This is a genomic window from Pseudomonas sp. PI1 (genome assembly GCF_000812405.1).
Taxonomy (GTDB): domain Bacteria; phylum Pseudomonadota; class Gammaproteobacteria; order Pseudomonadales; family Pseudomonadaceae; genus Pseudomonas; species Pseudomonas citronellolis.
This window is the reverse complement of sequence record NZ_JWMC01000002.1, coordinates 62,176-80,905: the sequence shown is the minus strand read 5'-3', so window position 1 is coordinate 80,905 and position 18,730 is coordinate 62,176. Positions and strand designations below refer to the sequence as shown.

Here is an 18,730-nt window from a genome sequence, read left to right as displayed (position 1 = left end):
GGATGGGGGAACTGCGAAAGCGCCTGCTTTGGTCCGGTACCGAGCAGGCAATCTGGATCGATATCGATTCGGACACGGCGTTGCCCGAACCGATATCGATTGTAGAGCTGGAGCGTCTGATCATGGAGCGGGAGATGGAGAGCATTGCCGATCCCTTCGAGGAAACAGTCCTACGGGAGGTTGAGGAAGGTTCCCTTGATCAGCAGAAGCGTGATGAAGCTTGGGGAATGCTGGCGGATTTTGTGCACGACCCCCAGCTTTTCGTGCGGCGCCCCAGAGGGCTCATTGTCAGAGGCATCATGGAGCGCCATGGTGTCACCAATCAGACGGTGTATAGGTTACTGAGGCGCTACTGGCAGCGAGGCATGTGCAGGAATGCCCTCTTGCCGGACTATGTCAACTCGGGCGCCCGTGGCAAGCGCAGAAAGCCGAACCAGGCCAAGCTGGGCAGGCCCAGAGTGGTGATGGAGGGGAAAGGGAGCAATGTCACGCCGGACATCGAGCGCATTTTTCGCCGGGTCATCGAGGAACGTTTGCTCAAGGAAAAACATCCGTCCATTCCTGATGCCTACGCCGCCGGGCTGAATCTGCTCCGTGCTGTTCTGACGGAGCTGCCGACCTCCGAACTGCCTACATTGGGGCAGTTCCGTTACTTCTATGGGCGCGAATATCACTTCACCGACACCTTGCCATGCAGGGTGTCCGCAGTGGATTTTGCCAAGGACTTCCGACCGCTCAGCAGTACATCGACGACCGAGGCACTGGGGCCCGGATACCGCTACCAGATCGATGCCACCATCGCCGATATCTATCTGGTTTCAGAACATGATCGCAGCCTTATCGTCGGCAGGCCTGTCGTTTACATGGTGATCGACGTGTTCAGCCGCATGGTCGTTGGTATGTACGTCGGATTCGAGGGACCTTCCTGGGTCAGTGCCATGGTGGCATTGGCCAACACGGTCGCCGACAAGGTTGAGTATTGCCGCCAGTATAGCGTGGAGATCGATGCCAGCGACTGGCCGGTCAAAGGCTTGCCGGATGTGGTGCTGGCCGATAAGGGCGAACTAAATGGCACCAAGGTGGAAGCATTTTCCCAAGCCTTCGGCGTTCGCATCGAGAATGCACCGGCCAGGCGAGGAGATGCCAAGGGGATCGTCGAGCGTTATTTCCGGACGGTGCAGGAGCGTTTCAAGCCCTATGCCAGCGGTGTGGTCGAGGACACCACCAGCCGGAAGCGGGGTGGCCACGACTACAGACTTGATGCCAGTCTGACCTTGCCCGAGTTCACCCAGATCATCATTGCCGGCATCCTCTACCACAACAACTTTCATACCTTGAGCAAATACGACAGAACCTCTGGTATGCCGGGCGATCTGCCAGCCATCCCGGTCATGCTGTGGAACTGGGGCTTGGCCAACTTGACCGGCCGGTTACGTACTGCGCCCGAGGAGCTGGTGCGGATAAATCTCTTGCCCCATGAGTCGGCCACGGTTTCGGAGCTGGGAATCAGGCTGTTCGGCTGCTTCTACACCTGCCAGGAAGCAATCAGGGAGGGTTGGTTTCACCGAGGCCAGGGGCGCCGGCCGACAGGGGTAACGGTCGCATACGATCCGCGTAGCGCCGACCACATCTACCTGCGGCCGTCCAATAGTCTCAAGGACTACTGGGTTTGCGATCTTGCCGACCGCAGTCGACGCTTCAGGGGGATGACCTTCTGGGATGTCTGGCTGCTGTCCAGAGAGGAACGGCGTAGCGATACCAACGCGGCGGCGGAAGCTTTGGTAGAGAGAGGCAATCTTCTGAAGCAGATCGAGTCCATCGTTGCCCAGGCAGAGGATGCCAGTCCGGTCAAAACGGGTATGACCACGAAGGATCTGGGAACCCAGATCCGCGAGAACAAGCAGCAGGAAAAGCGCCAGGAACGCCAGAAAACAGCATTCAAACCGGATAAAGCACAGCAGGAAAAGCCAGCCGAGGTGATCCCACTGCGGGGCGAGAAGCAGGAAGATTATGCCTTCCCAGATCTCAGTGACCTGATATTCAAGGAGGAAGAGGATGACTGAAGAATTCCAGCGCGGAGTCATTCCCCTGGCGCGTTACCAGGAGCAGCAGCTTCCCGAGTATCAGGACAATCCGCTCATCAGCGCATTGCCTCCGATTCCTGATCTGCAGGAGGTGGTCGATCTATTGCAGCAGCTTCCCGGTTTCGAGCCGCAGGAGGCGCTTCTGGATGGTCGGCTCAGGGCACATGCGATTGCCCGCCTGTTGCACGGCTTCTTCCAGCCGCTGAGCCATCACTTGGAGCTGGAGAGCAAGATCAGCCTGATGATCCGTCAAGGGTACATCGGTCGGAATCCGGCCAGCGGTGCCTGGTATGCGCACCTGCAGAATGGCTATCGCCGTGTCGAGGAGGAGGATCTGGATGCGGCGGTGTACCAGAGTGTCTCCTCTACGGCCAACAGCCTGTCGCTGTTCGGCTGCTCCGGTTGCGGCAAGACGCGCACGCTGGAGCGGATTCTGGGCATGTACCCCCAAGCTCTCCATCACCCTGATTACAACATCACCCAACTGGTCTACCTGAAGATCGACTGCCCAATTGACGGTGACTTGGATGAGCTGTGCCTGAGCTTCTTCAACGAAGTAGACAAGATCCTGGGTACCCACTACAGCCGTAGCCACGGACGCAAGAAGCTGGGTACCAAACGTCTGCTGGCATCCATGTGCCAGGTGGCCAATCTGCACACGCTCGGAGTGCTGATCATCGACGAGGTTCAGAACCTCAACGAGGCACGCTCCGGTGGTGCCGAAAAAATGCACAATTTCTTCGTGTCGCTGGTGAACACCATCGGTATTCCGATCATTCAGGTCGGCACCCACCGGGCCAGCAAGTTCTTCCAGCGCACGTTCCGGGCTGCTCGGCGGGTCTCCGGGTTGGGCAGCATCCGCTGGGATAGGTTGCCTCGGGACGAGCATTGGAAGCGTCTGTTGAAGCGGCTTTGGAAGTATCAGTGGCTGCGAAATGCGGCGCCGCTGGATGATGAACTGGAGGCTACGATGTACGACCTCACCCAAGGGGTCATGGACATCGTCATCAAGCTGTTCGCGCTGGCGCAGATCCGGGCGATAGTGACAGGTGTCGAGTGCATTAAGCCGCTGTTGCTGCGCAGGGTTTTCGAGGACGAGTTCAAACCGGTCCATCCGATGCTGGCGGCCTTGCGGAGCGGTAGGCCCGAGCTGATCGCCAAATATGACGACCTGCTGATGCCAGAGATCGAGGGACGGTTGCTGACCCTGACTCGCTCTCTGGATAGCGTCCCCCAACCTAAACCACCGGCCCCTCCGGCTGATGACAAGGCAAAGCGGTTGGCCGCCCTGCTCGAAGGTATGGAAATCCCGAGGGACATCGCCATTCCCATGGCCGATGAATTGTTGGCGGAGAATCCGGACATCCCGCTGGCGGCCCTGATTCACAAGGCCACGGCCTACCTCGCGCAGGACGCTCCCAAGAGGCCCGGCATTTCCAGAGTTAAGCGGACGGAGTGGGGGTGCCTATCCGAGGAGGATCTGCGCCGACGTTATGCCGATGGGCCTGAAAGCGAGGCCTATGACAGATTCAAGCAGGCTGGCTTGATCCTCGATCTGCGGCCTCTGCTGAGAGCGAGCTGACATGTACTTCCCCAGGCTCTACCCGGACGAACTGCTTTATAGCGGTATTGCCCGGTGCCGGGTACATCTGGGGATAGGCAGCCACAAGACCTTGCTGCACATGCTTTTCGGTGACAGCAAGGTTGCCGCGATCACCGATCTGCCCACACACCTGACTGCGTTGGCGAACAACACGGGCTTGGATGCGGAAGGCATGATCCTGAATCACACGCTGTTCCCGCTCTATGCCCCTTTCATTCCGCCGGAGCGCCGTACCGATCTTTTTCAGGCCATGCTTGCTCCCGACCGGCCGACGATTGGTCTGTCTGGGGCCTCGACGGCCTTGGTCAAGTGGCCCGATTGGCTGCGTTACTGCCCGATCTGCTTTGAAGATATGGCTGCGCGCTACGGTGAACCCTACTGGCGGCGTAGCTGGCAGATTCAAGGGATAGATGCCTGTCCCGAGCATGGCTGTCAGCTCCTGAACTCACCTATCCCGTTCCGTCGAGCGCAGCGGCACGAGTTTCATACAGCCTCTCCACTGTTTCTGCCCCGTGATCTTCGCGTGAGTCCCGTGGGCGAAGAGGCTATCAGGCTCGCCAAGGCTGCTATGCAGCTGCTGGCGCTCGAAGAGGTGCAATCGCCTGGCTACGGACGCTGGACCAACCTGTACCGGTACCTGGCTACAGAGTGCGGCGCCAGGCGAGGCCGGCAGGTCAGGGCTGAAGTCATCTGGGAGAAGATCCTGGCATCCCATCAAAGGGATTGGCTTGCTGCGAACGGTCTGCTGACATCCGGAGAGCCTCCACCTTGGCTGTTGGCGATGTTCAGGAAGCATCGCAAGGGATTCAGTGCGCTGCAGCATCTGATCGTCTGGACCAGCCTGCGCCCTGGCCAGCATGCTGGCGAGCTGATCAGCGAGGCGAAGACTCGCCAGGTCGACCTTGCCTCCGAGCGGTCAGTGCAGCTGCTCCCTGCTGAGTTTGAGCAAAAGCAGCAGTACCGAGCCATTTGGCTGCAAGCACTGGCTAATCACGGTGGAGCCAAGGCAGCCAGGCAAGACGGAGCAGGGGCATGTTACGCCTGGCTCTATCGTCATGACCGACACTGGCTGATGGTTGCGAACCAGGTCAGGCAGCGCCGACAGGGCAACAACAGCCACATCGACTGGCGAGCGCGTGACATAAGGTTGGTGCGCCTGCTGATCCGGATTGGTAGAGGTAGCGAAGAAGACCTGGGCCTTCCGCGCAGGAGTCGCAACTGGTTCCTGCAGCAGCTACCCCATCGGGCATCAGTCGAGCACCGTCTCGATCAATTGCCTCTTTGCTGCACCTTCCTGGATCGCTATGCCGAGTCCGTCGGCGAGTATCAGATCCGTCGCCTGACTGCAGCGATGCTGAAGGATGTACAGACAGGCATAACGTCTAGGCGCTGGGAGCTGGAAAAGCGTTGTGGATTGGAAAAAAGCAGGGTGGCACCACTGACCACTGCGTTCATTCGATTGATAGGAAGATGGATTGAATAGGACAGTATTTCGTCAGATCCCGAACGGATCCAGGTTGCTGGCCGTTGGAAATTTTTTCAGGGCCAAGACTCCGGCGGCCCAGTGGCAGTTGGCGGCTCTCTTTGAGCGTAACGGTCAGCTGCAGCTGCAGCGGTTCGCACAGGAGATGTCGTGTGTCTTGGCCGTTGGTCGCGAGTTTCTTGGCGAAGAAGGGGCTCCTTATCGTCCCAGTGGTTTCAAGAAGACGGTGGTGCTTCCTGCAATAGATACCTGGCGGGAAAGGCAGTTGGGTGAGTGCCCACGTCTGGCCAGAAGGCTTGCTGCAAATCCTGAGATATCTGGACAGCGATGCTTTGTGTTCGAGGTCGATGGTCTGACCGTCTGGCTGCCGAAATTCGAGCTGGCACGAAAAATGTTCTTCCACGCAGCCTTCATCGTTCGTGCAGCCTTCGCACCGAATGGCTTGGACATGGCCTTCACGATCTACAGAGAGGGCGATGTTGTTCATATCCATACGCCCCCGAAGACGGGTGCCCCAAGTCAGCTTCTCAAAATCAAGGGATACAGAGACCATTTCAGTTGGCTGCTGCTGAATCAGGATGTGAGGCGATCCTTCGAGTCAATCTGGCAAAGCCTCAATCAAAGGCAAGAGCGGGTACTGCAAGAGTCGGCGTATGCCAGGTGGCAGTTCGACTTTCAGGCACCCACTTCCCTCGCGGGTACCACCATGGATGTGCGAGGCCCCTTTGATCCGGAAAGCAACGAATTGCTGGTCTGGGAGATCGAAAAGCTTCAGGGGCTCCGGTTTAGCCATCGCGGTGATATTTTTTTCCATCACCCTGCTCTCAAGTTACCCGTCAGGGGAGAGAACACAGGCTGTGTATCCGTGCCATCGGGAGCGAAAGAGTTGGAGGTGGATGCTGACGAAGAGCCGAATGCTGCCAAGGAGCAGAGGTTGATTCATCTGCCCGTTGAGGGAGTCACGTTTGATGCTCAGCTGCGCACCAAGATCGCCTACAACGGGGAGCGTGCCAACGGTCATGGCAAGAAGGTCGACGACGAGCAATGCCCGAGCAGAGAAAGCCAACTCTTCGGCGTGGCTGATCCTGTGAGCGAGGGCAGCATAGCGTCAGGAGAATTCCAACAATTGGGTGAGGGAGAGGGTGATGGGGACGAGCATGAACGGCTTGCAGATCGCTTCTCGCTGCTCCGAGAGATTCTTGAACAAATCACCCAAGAGTCTGGAGTTGCGCTGGTAGCACTGGAAGTGAGGCCTCTGCCGCCCGTTCCACGTTGCAGCTACCACATGATTGATCACGAAAAATCACGCTGCTATCTGCTGGCAAGGTTCAAGCTGCAAAACGGCGATCAACGCTACCTTCTAGAAATAGATACCTCAGACAACCGGAAGACCATGTCAACGCGGATCATGGGCTTCAAAGCAGGTGTTGAGGCAGGAAAATGCATAGACAGGATCTTGAGGGAGACAGTGAAAGGCTCGTTGCGTTGGCCAGGCACCATGGCGAAGTACTGTGAGCCTTTGCACTCTGTGCATCACCCGAAAGAAAGCTCATCTGGGGCCAACCATGCCCGGGTGTTCGACTGGAAGCAGCGGATACGCGCGGCCCTAGGCTGATTGCAGAATACACCGCAGTTCGGCTGCGATACATCTTGTCGCGCACTGCGTGCAGCCTCCCCGAAACTGCCCGGAGCCGTGCCAAGGCGATATAGGCCCCTTGGGAGTCGGCAAGACGCATCTGGCCATCGCACTGCGCTATCGGGCGGCGCAGTGCGGCATCAAGACCCGCTTCATCACTGCGGCCGACCTTGGTGCTGCAACTGGGCGCGGACCAGCGTAACCGTCCGGGCATCCCGGCTGGCTTGACCCCGCCAAGCTAAGAGATGGTGGCAGTTCGTGGATGCCGTTTCCCGGGTGCACGCGATCCGAGACCACGCGATCAAGCAGGAAAACGAGCACCTGGGCTTGCCTGACTGACCGCAGGCCGGCGACGACAAGGTGGAAAAGTTCGGCGTGTGGCTCTGGCGGCAACGATCCCGCGAAGGGCGGACGGTGCTTGAGCTGTTGAACGTAAGCGTGCGGGCAAACCGTCTTGCGCGACTATGCCGGATGCCACCTATGCGGCAGCAGCTCTGCAATCTCACTCGCCCGCTGCGTCGGCAACCGTGTCAGCACATCCTTGAGATAGGCATACGGATCGTGCCCATTATTACGGGCCGACTGGATCAAACTCATGATCGCAGCAGCGCACTTGAGCATGCGATCCCGCGCCGAGCATTTGAGAAGGCAACGGGATGAACGCTGGCTGGATAGCCGTGGTTTTCTGGGTATGCAGCCGAATCCATTTGTGGACGAGGTTGGCATTGAGGCTGTAGCCCAAGGCGATGTTTGCGATGGAGGCACCGGGTTCAGAACACTCCTGAATGACCTGGGCCTTGAAAGATTTGCTGTAGGTACGGCGCTGAGGGGGCATGGAAAATCCGCTTGATGGGCCATGGCCTTCGGCGGCGGTGTCGGGAAGGTGTGTTGGCCGGACGGATACTGTTGAACTACGTTGTCTGGGGCAACGGAAGTGTTTCGGCCCGACTCTGGAACGCGATCCGCAGCGACGACTGGGCAATTCCGCACATTGGCCTGAGCAGCCTCGGGGAAATCGTCGGCTGGGCGCGCCCAGACGAGTTTCCGCCAAGGAACATGCGCACGAGCAAGGGGCTGCGGGCGCTCGGTTACAACGTGAGGATCGGTGTTTGATCGAGGCGCCTGTGGCACACGCAGGCTGCCAAGCTAGGCTCTGTCCATGGCCGGATCGGGCCGCCCCGCTGCGCCTTGCCTGAGCATTTGACCTGCATCAATGGGGCGGCAGAACGCTGTGCATTGACCCTTGAGTTTTTCCTGAAAGGCGCAATGTCTTGCAAGAATTTCCTTGGCCGGAACCGCAAAGCGGCGCGGTTGGAGAGGGTGAAATGAAAGCGCACCTGCAGGTGATTTTCACGCTCGATGAATTGGCAGCGTACTTGAAAGTCGGCAAGCGGACGCTTTATCGGCTCGCGCGCACGGGGAAATTCCGGCTTTCAAGGCGGGCGGGACGTGGCGGTTTCGTCAAAGCGAAATCGATCAGTGGATCAATGATCAGACCCAAGCCGGGGCAAAGAAGGAGGTGGTGCGCAGAGATGAGCAGCAGTCATCGGAACATCCCGTATCGCCTGGGCGCGCTGTCCGTCGCAGTAGGCGAAAGGATTGAGTGATTCTTCATTTTTCTTTTTTCTGGAGGTGTGACATGGATATTGATTTCAAGAAGTTGGCTCCCTGGAACTGGTTCAAAAAAGAGCAGGAGGAGCAGCAAACCGTCTCTTCACTGCCAGTGCAACGCAATGACCTACCGGCGGCGAGCGGGCCAGTCAGCCCGATCCTGCAACTGCATCGCGAGATCGACCGGCTGTTCGATGATGCGTTCCGGGGCTTCGGCTTTCCGGCGCTGGCCATGCCGCGTCTGCCAGCCGATTGGCCGGGCGTGCTCAAGCCGGCCCTGGATATCCAGGAAACCGACAAGCAGTACAAGATTGCCCTGGAAGTGCCGGGTGTCGAGGAAAAGGACATCCAGATCACCCTCGACGACGATGTGTTGGTGGTGCGTGGCGAGAAGCGCCAGGAGCAGGAGAAGAAGGACGGTGGCTTCCACCGTGTGGAGCGCTCCTACGGCAGCTTTCAGCGCGCTCTGAACCTGCCGGCCGATGCCAACCAGGACACGATCAAGGCCGCTTTCAAGAACGGCGTGCTCACGATAACGATGGACAAGCGCGAGGCCAGTACGCCCAAGCAGGGGCGCTCGATCCCGATCAATGGCTGACGCCCACCGGCTAGTCCTTTGCAAAAAACCAAGTGAAGGGCGAGGCGCCTTGAGCTGCGGTGCCTCGCCCAGTTAACCCTCTCAGGAGCATCAGCATGGCCAGAAAACAATGCCAAGTCTGCGGCCAACCCGCCACGGTGCGGGTGGAAGCCAATCTCAATGGTCGCCACAGCACCATGCTGTTGTGTGACGATCACTATCGCCAACTGGTGCGCCAGCAAAAGCGCACCGTCTCGCCGCTGGAGGCTCTGTTTGGCTCGCGCAGCGGTTTGTTCGAAGACTTCCTCGGCAGCGACTTCTTCCGCATCGGTGACGATGCACCGTCCGTGGCGGCTGATGCCGACGAAGTGGTCGATGCGTCTTTCGGCGAATCCGCTCCCGCAACGGCGGGCACGGCGCGCCGCCGCGGCAGTGGGCTGGCCAGCCGTATCAGCGAACAGTCTGAGGCCCTGTTGCAGGAAGCCGCCAAACATGCTGCCGAGTTCGGCCGGCCCGAAGTCGATACCGAACACCTGCTGCTGGCGCTGACCGACAGCGACGTGGTCAAGACCATCTTAGGGCAGTTCAAGATCAAGGTCGATGACCTCAAGCGGCAGATCGAATCCGAAGCCAAGCGTGGCGACAAGCCGTTCGAAGGCGAGATCGGCGTGTCGCCACGTGTCAAGGATGCGCTCAGCCGTGCCTTCGTGGCCTCCAACGAGTTGAGTCATTCCTATGTGGGGCCAGAGCACTTTCTGATCGGCCTGGCCGAAGAAGGCGAAGGCTTGGCAGCCAACCTGCTGCGCCGTTACGGCCTCACGCCGCAGGCGCTGCGCCAGCAGGTAAGCAAGGTGGTCGGCAAAGGGGCCGAGGATGGCCGCGCCGAGACGCCGACCAACACGCCCGAGCTGGATAAATACTCGCGCGACCTCACCAAGATGGCGCGCGAGGGCAAGCTCGATCCGGTCATCGGCCGCGCGCAGGAGATCGAGACGACCATCGAAGTGCTGGCCCGGCGCAAGAAGAACAACCCGGTGCTGATCGGCGAGCCCGGCGTCGGCAAGACCGCCATCGTCGAAGGGCTGGCGCAGCGCATGGTCGCAGGCGAAGTGCCCGAAACGCTGCGTGACAAGCGCCTGGTCGAACTCAACATCAATGCCATGGTGGCCGGCGCCAAGTACCGCGGCGAGTTCGAGGAGCGCGTGCAGAAGGTGCTCAAGGAAGTGACCGAGCACCAGGGGGAGCTGATTCTCTTCATCGACGAGGTGCACACTATCGTCGGTGCCGGTCAGGGTGGCGGCGAAGGTGGCCTCGACGTGGCCAATGTGTTCAAGCCGATGATGGCGCGCGGCGAGCTGAACCTGATCGGCGCCACGACGCTCAACGAGTATCAGAAGTACATCGAAAAGGATGCCGCGCTGGAGCGTCGCTTCCAGCCGGTGATGGTGCCCGAGCCGACGGTAGCGCAGACCATGATGATTTTGCGCGGCCTGCGCGACACCTTCGAGGCGCACCACAAGGTCAGCATCACCGAGGATGCGATCATCGCCGCCGCCGAGTTGTCCGACCGTTACATCACCGCGCGCTTTTTGCCCGACAAGGCCATCGACCTGCTCGACCAGGCAGCCGCACGCGTGAAGCTGTCGGCCACGGCGCGCCCGGTGGCGGTGCAAGAGCTGGAGTCCGAACTGCATCAGTTGCGGCGTGAGCAGGACTATGTGGCTTCGCGCAAGCAGTACGACAAGGCCGCCGAGCTCGGCAAGCGCATCGAGGCCAAAGAGGCCGAACTAAAGAAGCTCGTCGAGGATTGGGAGCGCGAGCGCGCCTCGGGCAGCGCCGAGGTCAAGGCAGAGCACGTGGCGCAGATCGTCTCGCGGCTGACCGGCATCCCGGTCAACGAGCTGACGGTGGAAGAACGCGAGAAGCTGCTGCATCTGGAACAGCGGCTGCATGAGCGCCTGGTGGGACAGGACGAAGCAGTACGTGCCGTGGCCGATGCCGTGCGGCTGTCGCGCGCGGGCCTGCGCGAAGGCAGCAAGCCGGTGGCGACGTTCCTGTTCCTCGGGCCGACGGGTGTGGGCAAGACCGAACTCGCCAAGGCGCTGGCTGAGTCCATCTATGGCGATGAGGGCGCGCTGCTGCGCATCGACATGTCCGAATACGGCGAACGCCACACCGTGGCACGCCTGGTGGGCGCGCCCCCGGGCTATGTGGGCTACGACGAAGGCGGCCAGCTCACCGAGAAGGTGCGGCGCAAGCCCTACAGCGTGCTGCTGCTCGACGAGATCGAGAAGGCGCACCCCGACGTCTACAACATCCTGCTGCAGGTGTTCGACGACGGCCGGCTCACCGACGGCAAAGGCCGGGTAGTGGATTTCACCAATACCATCATCATCGCCACGTCCAACCTGGGCTCGGACATCATCCAGCGGCGGCTGAAGGCGCGCGGGGCGGCCGGTGAGGAGTACGAAAAGACCAAGGCCGAGGTGATGGACGTGCTGCGCGGCCACTTCCGTCCCGAGTTCATCAACCGCATCGACGAGATCATCGTCTTCCATGCGCTGGGCAAGGAGGAGATTCGCCACATCGTCGGCCTGCAGCTCGATCGCGTGGCACGCAGCGCCGCCAGCCAGGGCGTGACGCTCACCTTCGATCAGACGCTGATCGATCATTTCGCGGAAGAAGGCTACAAGCCCGAGTTCGGTGCGCGTGAACTCAAGCGCCTGATCCGCAGCGAGCTGGAAACCGCGCTGGCACGCGAGATGCTCGGCGGCGGAATCGGCAAGGGCGATCACGCCAGCGCACGCTGGGACGACAAGGCCGAACGCGTGGTGTTCGAACGCCATGAGTCACCGCAGACTCCGGCCGAGCCAGAGCAGCCGGATGCCGCGAAGGCGGCCGAGGCGCCGCATGGCGACGCGGGTAAGGGCTCTCGCAAGAAGAAGTCGGCGAGCGACGCGTCTTAATGTTGGGAGAGGCTGCCGTGTCCGATCCCATCGGCCTGGCATGGGCAGCCTCCCTGGCCTCGATCGCGGTGGCGGTCGTGGCCGCGGGTCACGCGGTCGTCTACAAGCGTGATCCGAGGTCGGCCACGCCGTGGGGGCTGCTCATCAGCGGCGGCACTGCCCTCCCGCTCGCTGGCCATCCGTTTGCGTGACGGCGCGGCCCGTCTGTTCACCTGATCCTCTGGCGACTCGACTTTCGAGGAACACGGCCCATGGAAAAAAAGAATCAATGGAACACCGGCTACTGGATCGTCGCCGTATTGCTGCTGCTGACGCTGCAGAACTACTGGCAAACGGCAAAGACCGTCGAGCCCGTGCCCTACAGCGAGTTCGAGAAGGCGCTGGCCGAGGGTCGAGTGGCGGAAGTGCTGGTGTCGGATCGCAGCGTGACCGGGCGTCTGAAGTCGCCGGACAGCCGGGGCAAGACGACGATCGTGGCGACCCGGGTCGAACCCGATCTTGCCGATCGCCTGTCGAAGTACGACGTGCCCTATGCCCGCGTGGTGGAGAGCACCTGGCTGCGCGATGTGTTGTCGTGGATCCTGCCGGCGGTGGCTTTCTTCGGCGTCTGGTTCTTCCTGTTCCGCCGCTTCGCCGAGAAGCAGGGCATGGGCGGGTTCCTCAGCATCGGCAAGAGCCGCGCCAAGGTGTTCATGGAGAAAAACACCGGTGTGACCTTTGCCGACGTGGCCGGCGTCGATGAGGCCAAGGCGGAGCTGGTCGAAATCGTCGATTTCCTGAAGAACCCGCAGGACTATGGTCGTCTTGGGGCGCGCATTCCGAAGGGCGTGCTGCTGGTCGGTCCGCCCGGCACCGGCAAGACTTTGTTGGCCAAGGCTGTGGCGGGTGAAGCGGGCGTACCGTTTTTCTCCATTTCGGGTTCGGAATTTGTCGAGATGTTCGTCGGGGTGGGCGCGGCGCGCGTGCGCGACCTGTTCGAGCAGGCACGCGGCCAGGCGCCGGCGATCATCTTCATCGACGAACTGGATGCGCTGGGCCGGGCACGGGGTGTCGGAGGCCCCATCGGCAGCCATGACGAGCGCGAGCAGACGCTCAACCAGTTGTTGACCGAGTTGGACGGCTTCGATGCCTCCGTGGGGCTCATCATTCTGGCCGCGACCAACCGCCCTGAAATCCTCGATCAGGCGCTCTTGCGCGCCGGCCGCTTCGATCGCCAGGTGCTGGTGGACCGACCCGACAAGAAGGGCCGGCTCGACATCCTGAAGGTGCATGTCAAGAAAGTCACGCTGGCACCCGAGGTCGACCTCGAACAGGTGGCCGCGCTGACCACCGGCTTCTCGGGCGCGGATCTGGCCAATCTGGTCAACGAGGCGGCGCTGGCCGCAACCCGCCGCCGCGCGCAGGCCGTGGAGCTGCAGGACTTCACTGCCGCCATCGAGCGCATCGTGGCCGGCCTGGAAAAGAAAAACCGCGTGCTCAACCCCAAAGAGCGCGAGACCGTGGCCTATCACGAGATGGGCCATGCGCTGGTGGCGCTGGCGCTGCCAGGCACTGACCCGGTGCACAAGATTTCCATCATCCCGCGTGGCATCGGCGCCTTGGGTTACACCCTGCAGCGTCCGACCGAAGACCGTTTCCTGATGACGCGCAGGGATCTGGAACACAAGATCGCCGTGCTTCTGGGCGGACGCGCCGCCGAGAAGCTGGTGTTTGGCGAACTCTCCACGGGGGCGGCCGACGACCTGTCGCGGGCCACCGACATCGCCCGCGACATGATCACTCGCTTCGGCATGGACGAAGGCTTGGGTTACATCGCCTTCGAAGCGCAGCGACCGCGCTTCCTCGACACGCCCGAGTTGGCCAGCGGTGGCTGCCGGGTGGCGGAATCGACCCAGGCGCGCATCGATCAGGCCATCCGCGACATCGTGATGGGCGTGTTCGAGCGCGCCTACGGGATTCTCGACGCCAACCGCGCGGTGCTGGAGCGCTGTGCCCGCGAGCTCCTGGCGCGGGAAACCCTGGATGAAGCCGATATCCGCCGCCTGACCGAGGGGCTCCAGCGCGCCACCCCGGCCACGGCGGCCGAGGCGGCGCTCCCCTCATCCTCAACACCTTCAGGAGCCTCGACATGAGCGACAGCCTGCACATCGTTTGCCCGCATTGCCAATCCGTCAACCGCGTACCGGCGGGCAAACTCGCCGACCAGCCTAACTGCGGCCGTTGCCAGCAGCCGTTGTTCACGGGCGCGCCCATCGAGCTGACCACGGCGACATTCACGCGCCACGTGGAGCGCAGCGACATTCCTCTGCTGGTCGATTTCTGGGCCCCCTGGTGCGGCCCCTGCAAGATGATGGCGCCGCAGTTCCAGCAGGCCGCGCGCCTGCTGGAACCCAAGGTACGGCTGGCCAAGGTCGACACCGAGGCAGAGCCTCAATTGGCCACCCGCTTCGGCATCCGCAGCATTCCGACCCTGGCGCTGTTCCGGGGCGGGCGGGAGATCGCGCGTCAGGCCGGCGCCATGGGGGCACAGGACATCGTGCGCTGGGCATCCTCGGCTGTGGTGAGTTGAGGGCCGATGCAGGACTTGCTCGGTACGACGCTGATTCTGCTGGTCGCCTGCAGTCTGGCGGCTGCGTTGACGGCCAGGCTGAATATCCCGACCTTGCTGGGTTATCTGCTGGTCGGTGTCTTGCTGGGCCCTCCGGCCACGGCCTGGATCATGCCGGGACCGGCGCTGAATTTCCTGTCCGAGCTGGGGGTGGCGCTGCTGCTGTTCATGGTCGGGCTGGAGTTCTCGCTCGGTCATTTCTGGCTCACCCGCAAGACCGTGCTGGTGGCCGGGACACTGCAGCTGGCGATGGTCGCCGCACCGGTGGCGTTGGCTTTGCTGTGGCTGGGGCTGCCGCTCGACAGCGCCGCACTGCTGGGCGCGGCGGCGGCCATGTCGTCGACAGCGCTGGTCAGCCGGCAGCTGGCCGATCAGGGCGAGTTGACCACACGCCACGGCCGCGGCGCCATTGCCGTGCTGGTGTTCCAGGATCTGGCCAGTGTGCCCTTGCTGGCGCTGCTGGCGATCTGGGCGCGCGGCGATGCTCCCGGGCTTGGCCGTGTGCTTGGGGAGGTGGCGGGCGTGCTGTTGCTGTTTGCCGTCTCGGCGGTTGCGTCGCGCCGCCTGTTGCATGGCTTGCTGGGCTGGGTGGCGCGGCAGGGGCACGAAGAGTCCTTCGTGCTGGTCTCGCTGAGTCTGGTGGTGGCGGCTGCGGCAGCGGCCCATGCACTGGGTGTGTCGGCTGCGCTCGGTGCCTTTCTTGCCGGCATGGTGCTGGGGGAGAGCGATTTCCGGCACCACATGGAAAACCACCTCAAGCCCTTTCGTGATGTGCTGTCGGGCCTGTTCTTCGTGACCATTGGCCTGCAGCTGGACACCGCGCAGATCGTGGCCGCACCGCTGGCGGTACTGGGTTGGCTGTTGGCCTTGGTGCCTCTCAAGATGGGGCTGAACTTTCTGGCGCTGCGCGCAACCCGCCTGTCGGCGCTCGACGCCTGGCGCGCAGGCATCGTGCTGGGTCATGGCGGCGAGTTTGCGCTGCTGCTCCTGGGCATGGTCATGCAGCAGCACCTGATCGCCGCCACCATGGTGCAACCGATGCTGGTGGCGCTGGTGTTGAGCATGGGGTTGGCACCGCTCCTGATCCGACACCATGACCGATGGGCGCGGGCTTTCAGCCGCTCGGGCGCACTCGGTCAGCCACCGCAGGCCGAAGAAGGCGAAGTCGCCGAGCGGGCGCGGTCGTTGCGCGACCATGTGATCATCTGTGGGGCGGATGACGTCGGGCTGCTGCTGAGCCGAACGCTGCGCCTGGCAGGCATACCGCATTTGCTGCTGGAATCGGACCGCCAACGGGTCGAAGCGGGGCGTGCGATGGGGGCGCCGGTGTCGTATGGCGATGCCAGTCGGCTCGACACCCTGGCCGCCGCCGGATTGGCCCATGCCCGCCTGGTGGTGCTGACGTTTGCCCGTCCGCAGACGGCCCTGCGTATCGCTCAGGCGGTTCTCGACCGCCGCCTGAGCTTGTCCGTGGTGGTGGCCACTGAGCGCGTAACGGATGCCCAGCTTTTGCGTAATCTGCCCAATGTCAGGCTGTACCCGTTGTACCTGGCTGCGGGACTGGGACTGGCCGAGCAGGTACTGTTGATGTTGGGCATCAACGCCGACCAAGTCGACCACCGGATCGAGGAATTACGGCAGACACTCAGTGAGTCAGGTGGGGATAGACCATGAACGGGCCGACCATTTGGCTGATGGTGTCGCTACTTGCCAATATTGGCATGGCGGTTGCGCTATGGCGTTTTGTTCGTACCAATCGCCAGAGGCGTGACGAGCTGAAGCATCGCCAACAAGCGCAAATCGATGACAAGGAACGGATCGCCATCGCCCTGGAGGGCGCAGGGCTGGGATTCTGGGAGTGGGATATCGCTACCGACAGCTTCAGGCTTTCTGCCCGCAGTCTGGCGATGTTCGGCTTGACCTCCGACGAGGAGGTTGGCGCCACCCATGCCGCATGGCAAGCGCGTATTCACCCGGAGGATTTGCCGGTCGTTCTGGCAAAGGTGCGCGCTTACCAAGAAAACCCGACGGAGCGATTGGAGTGCGAGTACCGCGTTCGTCATCGATCTGGCGTTTGGATTTGGGTGCTGGATCGCGGCCGTTGGCTGGGTGACGCGGGCAGCCAACTGATAGTCGGCACTCTGCTCGACATCTCTTCTCGCAAGGAAATGGAGCAGCAGTTGCTGCGTATGGCGATCACCGACCCCTTGACCGGCTTGTCGAACCGGCGGGCTTTTAACGAACGATTACAGCTGGAATGGGAGCGCCTCAAACGCAGCCCCGAGATACAAGCAGCACTTGTGCTCTGCGACATCGATCACTTCAAGCGTATCAATGACACCTATGGACACGGATGCAGCGATGAGGTGCTCAAGCACTTTGCTTCACGGTTGAGGGAACATGTTCGCGCAACCGACATGGCTGCCCGGATTGGGGGGGAGGAATTCGCTGTGTTGTTGGAAGCGGCATCGATAGAAGACGCCCAAGTATGGGCGGAGCGATTTCGTCAGGACACTGCGGCGACAGCGGTGGTGTGTGGAGAGGTGTCGATCAGCTATAGCGCCAGCATGGGGGTGGCTCTCCTTGACCCCCGTTTGCACTCTGTCGAGCAGGTGATGCAGCAGGCGGACAGCGCGCTCTACCAGGCAAAAAGACAAGGGCGCAACCAAGTTGTGGGTGCACAAGTATTTCAGAATTGAGAGGAGTGGCGATGAAGGAAAAGCAAGCAGACCCGATCAAAACATTTCGCGCCCAATGGGCAGTGATGACGTTCTACGAGCGCTTCGAACAGGTGATCGCGCTCGCGCTGTCCGCAATCATTGCCGTGATCATCGTGGTCTCGCTGCTGCAGCTGATCTCGATCGTCTTCAGCCTGCTGATCATTGATGCGTTCAATCCGCTCGATCACAAGGTCTTCCAGACCGTGTTCGGCATGATCATGACGCTGCTCATCGCCATGGAGTTCAAGCATTCCATCGTGCGGGTGGCCTTGCGGCGCGACAGCATCATCCAGGTCAAGACGGTGATCCTGATCGGGCTGATCGCCCTGGCGCGTAAATTCGTGATCCTCGACCCGGAGACCGGCCCCGCCAAGGTCGCGGCGCTCGCAGGCGCGACACTGGCCCTCGGGGCGACTTACTGGCTGCTGCGCGAGCGCGATGACCGGACAGCCGGGGAAAGCTCAGATGATCAGTCGTGATCTGCGCCACGCGCAGAATGTCGGCGCGCGGCATCGCTGGCTCAATCGCCTGCAAACCGCGCTGTTGGTGCTGACCCTGCTCGGGATTGCCGCCGTCGCTGGCAGCCTGCTGTTGGGTGACGGCGGGCTTTGGCTGGCGCTTGCGGCCGCGGGGTTCACCCTGCTGCTCGAACCGGCGGCCGCCTCCGGGCTGACCTTGCGGCTGTATGGCGCACGCCCCCTGCACCCGGATGAAGCGCCCGATCTTTGGGCTGTGTTGCGCGAACTGGCGGCGCGGGCCGGGCTGCCTGCCGTGCCGGTACCGCACTACGTGCCCAGCGGGGTCGTCAACGCCTTCGCCACCGGTTCGAAGCATCACGCGGCCATCGCGCTGACCGACGGCCTGCTGCGTAGCCTCACGCCCCGCGAGTTGACCGGCGTGCTCGGCCACGAAATCGCGCATATTGCGAACGAGGATTTGCGTGTCATGGGCTTGGCCGATTCCATCAGCCGGCTCACCCATCTTCTGGCCTTGTTGGGGCAGCTTGCGATCGTGCTCAGCTTGCCAGCGCTATTGCTTGGAGTCACGGAAGTCAATTGGCCCGCGTTGCTTCTACTGGCGGTCGCGCCACAGCTGGCCTTGCTGGCTCAGTTGGGCTTGTCCAGGGTGCGCGAATTCGACGCCGACCGGCTCGCTGCCGAATTGACCGGCGACCCGCACGGGCTGGCCTCGGCGCTCGCCAAGATCGAGCGGGTGAGCCGCTCCTGGCGCGCCTGGCTGCTGCCCGGATGGGGCAATCCGGAACCCTCCTGGCTGCGCACGCATCCGGCGACGGCTGAACGCATTGAGCGCTTGCTGGAACTTGCTCCGCCGCCCGCGATGCCGCCGTTTCCATCGGCCCGTTTCGTCCCCGAGGTGACCGTATCACCACGTCCGCCACGCTGGCGCACCGGCGGCCTTTGGCGCTGATTTCAACATGGAGA

At 61.9% G+C, this 18,730-nt stretch carries 15 protein-coding genes and 3 pseudogenes; 16 read left to right on the top strand and 2 right to left on the bottom strand.

From position 1 onward, the window contains the following. The first annotated feature begins 2 nt into the window (after positions 1–2). The 5 genes and pseudogenes from RN02_RS00400 to RN02_RS31825 all read left to right on the top strand — a co-directional run. Positions 3–2,063 carry a Mu transposase C-terminal domain-containing protein gene (locus tag RN02_RS00400; protein WP_043312573.1) on the top strand — a complete coding sequence of 687 codons (2,061 nt, stop codon included), beginning with the start codon at positions 3–5 and terminating at the stop codon, positions 2,061–2,063. Further along, complete coding sequence (locus RN02_RS00395; protein WP_043312538.1) at positions 2,056–3,666, top strand: ATP-binding protein; 1,611 nt, start codon at positions 2,056–2,058, stop codon at positions 3,664–3,666. The genes RN02_RS00400 and RN02_RS00395 overlap by 8 nt, the downstream gene beginning before the upstream one ends. 1 nt (position 3,667) lies before the next feature. After that, entirely contained in the window at positions 3,668–5,170 is a 1,503-nt protein-coding gene (locus RN02_RS00390; protein ID WP_000273849.1) for a TnsD family Tn7-like transposition protein, read from the top strand. Beyond that, positions 5,163–6,785: a Tn7-like element transposition protein TnsE gene (locus RN02_RS00385; RefSeq protein ID WP_043312536.1), complete on the top strand. Its 1,623-nt coding sequence runs from the start codon at positions 5,163–5,165 to the stop codon at positions 6,783–6,785. Before RN02_RS00390 ends, RN02_RS00385 begins: the two co-directional genes overlap by 8 nt. Positions 6,786–6,876: 91 nt before the next feature. Continuing rightward, positions 6,877–6,978, top strand: a pseudogene (locus RN02_RS31825) (ATP-binding protein); the annotation flags it as partial. 290 nt (positions 6,979–7,268) lie between these two features. On the opposite strand, the pseudogene RN02_RS32990 reads toward RN02_RS31825, so the two are convergent. Continuing rightward, positions 7,269–7,421: pseudogene (locus RN02_RS32990) on the bottom strand (transposase domain-containing protein); the annotation flags it as partial. Further along, positions 7,378–7,641, bottom strand: a complete 264-nt coding sequence (locus RN02_RS32985; RefSeq protein ID WP_001446199.1) for a transposase — start codon at positions 7,639–7,641, stop codon at positions 7,378–7,380. The pseudogene RN02_RS32990 and the gene RN02_RS32985, both read right to left, overlap by 44 nt. A 71-nt stretch (positions 7,642–7,712) precedes the next feature. Here RN02_RS32985 and RN02_RS32980 point away from each other — a divergent pair, with 71 nt between their 5' ends. The 11 genes and pseudogenes from RN02_RS32980 to RN02_RS00335 all read left to right on the top strand — a co-directional run bounded on the left by RN02_RS32980 (position 7,713) and on the right by RN02_RS00335 (position 18,716). Then, a complete protein-coding gene (locus tag RN02_RS32980) occupies positions 7,713–7,919 on the top strand; it encodes a hypothetical protein (RefSeq protein WP_150982226.1) in 207 nt (68 codons plus the stop codon). A 212-nt stretch (positions 7,920–8,131) separates the two neighbouring features. Then, positions 8,132–8,413, top strand: coding sequence for a helix-turn-helix transcriptional regulator (locus RN02_RS31815; RefSeq protein WP_425595015.1), 282 nt, complete (start codon positions 8,132–8,134; stop codon positions 8,411–8,413). A 32-nt stretch (positions 8,414–8,445) separates the two neighbouring features. Continuing rightward, a complete protein-coding gene (locus RN02_RS00375; protein ID WP_043312533.1) occupies positions 8,446–9,015 on the top strand; it encodes an Hsp20/alpha crystallin family protein in 570 nt (189 codons plus the stop codon). A 95-nt stretch (positions 9,016–9,110) separates the two neighbouring features. Beyond that, entirely contained in the window at positions 9,111–11,960 is a 2,850-nt protein-coding gene (clpK, locus tag RN02_RS00370) for a heat shock survival AAA family ATPase ClpK (protein WP_043312531.1), read from the top strand. 17 nt (positions 11,961–11,977) lie between these two features. After that, positions 11,978–12,136, top strand: a pseudogene (locus RN02_RS00365) (cardiolipin synthase); the annotation flags it as partial. A 75-nt stretch (positions 12,137–12,211) separates the two neighbouring features. Next, on the top strand, positions 12,212–14,092 hold the full coding sequence (gene ftsH, locus RN02_RS00360; RefSeq protein WP_043312530.1) for an ATP-dependent zinc metalloprotease FtsH: 1,881 nt from the start codon (positions 12,212–12,214) through the stop codon (positions 14,090–14,092). Further along, the gene (gene trxC / locus RN02_RS00355) at positions 14,089–14,529 is read left to right on the top strand and encodes a thioredoxin TrxC (RefSeq protein WP_041110300.1); all 441 of its coding nucleotides are present in this window, start codon (positions 14,089–14,091) and stop codon (positions 14,527–14,529) included. The genes ftsH and trxC overlap by 4 nt, the downstream gene beginning before the upstream one ends. Positions 14,530–14,535: 6 nt before the next feature. Further along, positions 14,536–16,242 carry a cation:proton antiporter domain-containing protein gene (locus RN02_RS00350; RefSeq protein WP_043312528.1) on the top strand — a complete coding sequence of 569 codons (1,707 nt, stop codon included), beginning with the start codon at positions 14,536–14,538 and terminating at the stop codon, positions 16,240–16,242. Further along, complete coding sequence (locus RN02_RS00345) at positions 16,239–17,267, top strand: GGDEF domain-containing protein (RefSeq protein WP_223656241.1); 1,029 nt, start codon at positions 16,239–16,241, stop codon at positions 17,265–17,267. Before RN02_RS00350 ends, RN02_RS00345 begins: the two co-directional genes overlap by 4 nt. A gap of 11 nt (positions 17,268–17,278) precedes the next feature. Then, complete coding sequence (locus RN02_RS00340) at positions 17,279–17,767, top strand: phosphate-starvation-inducible PsiE family protein (protein ID WP_004152114.1); 489 nt, start codon at positions 17,279–17,281, stop codon at positions 17,765–17,767. After that, positions 17,754–18,716, top strand: coding sequence for a zinc metalloprotease HtpX (locus RN02_RS00335; protein ID WP_013984524.1), 963 nt, complete (start codon positions 17,754–17,756; stop codon positions 18,714–18,716). Before RN02_RS00340 ends, RN02_RS00335 begins: the two co-directional genes overlap by 14 nt. The last annotated feature ends 14 nt before the right edge of the window (positions 18,717–18,730 follow it).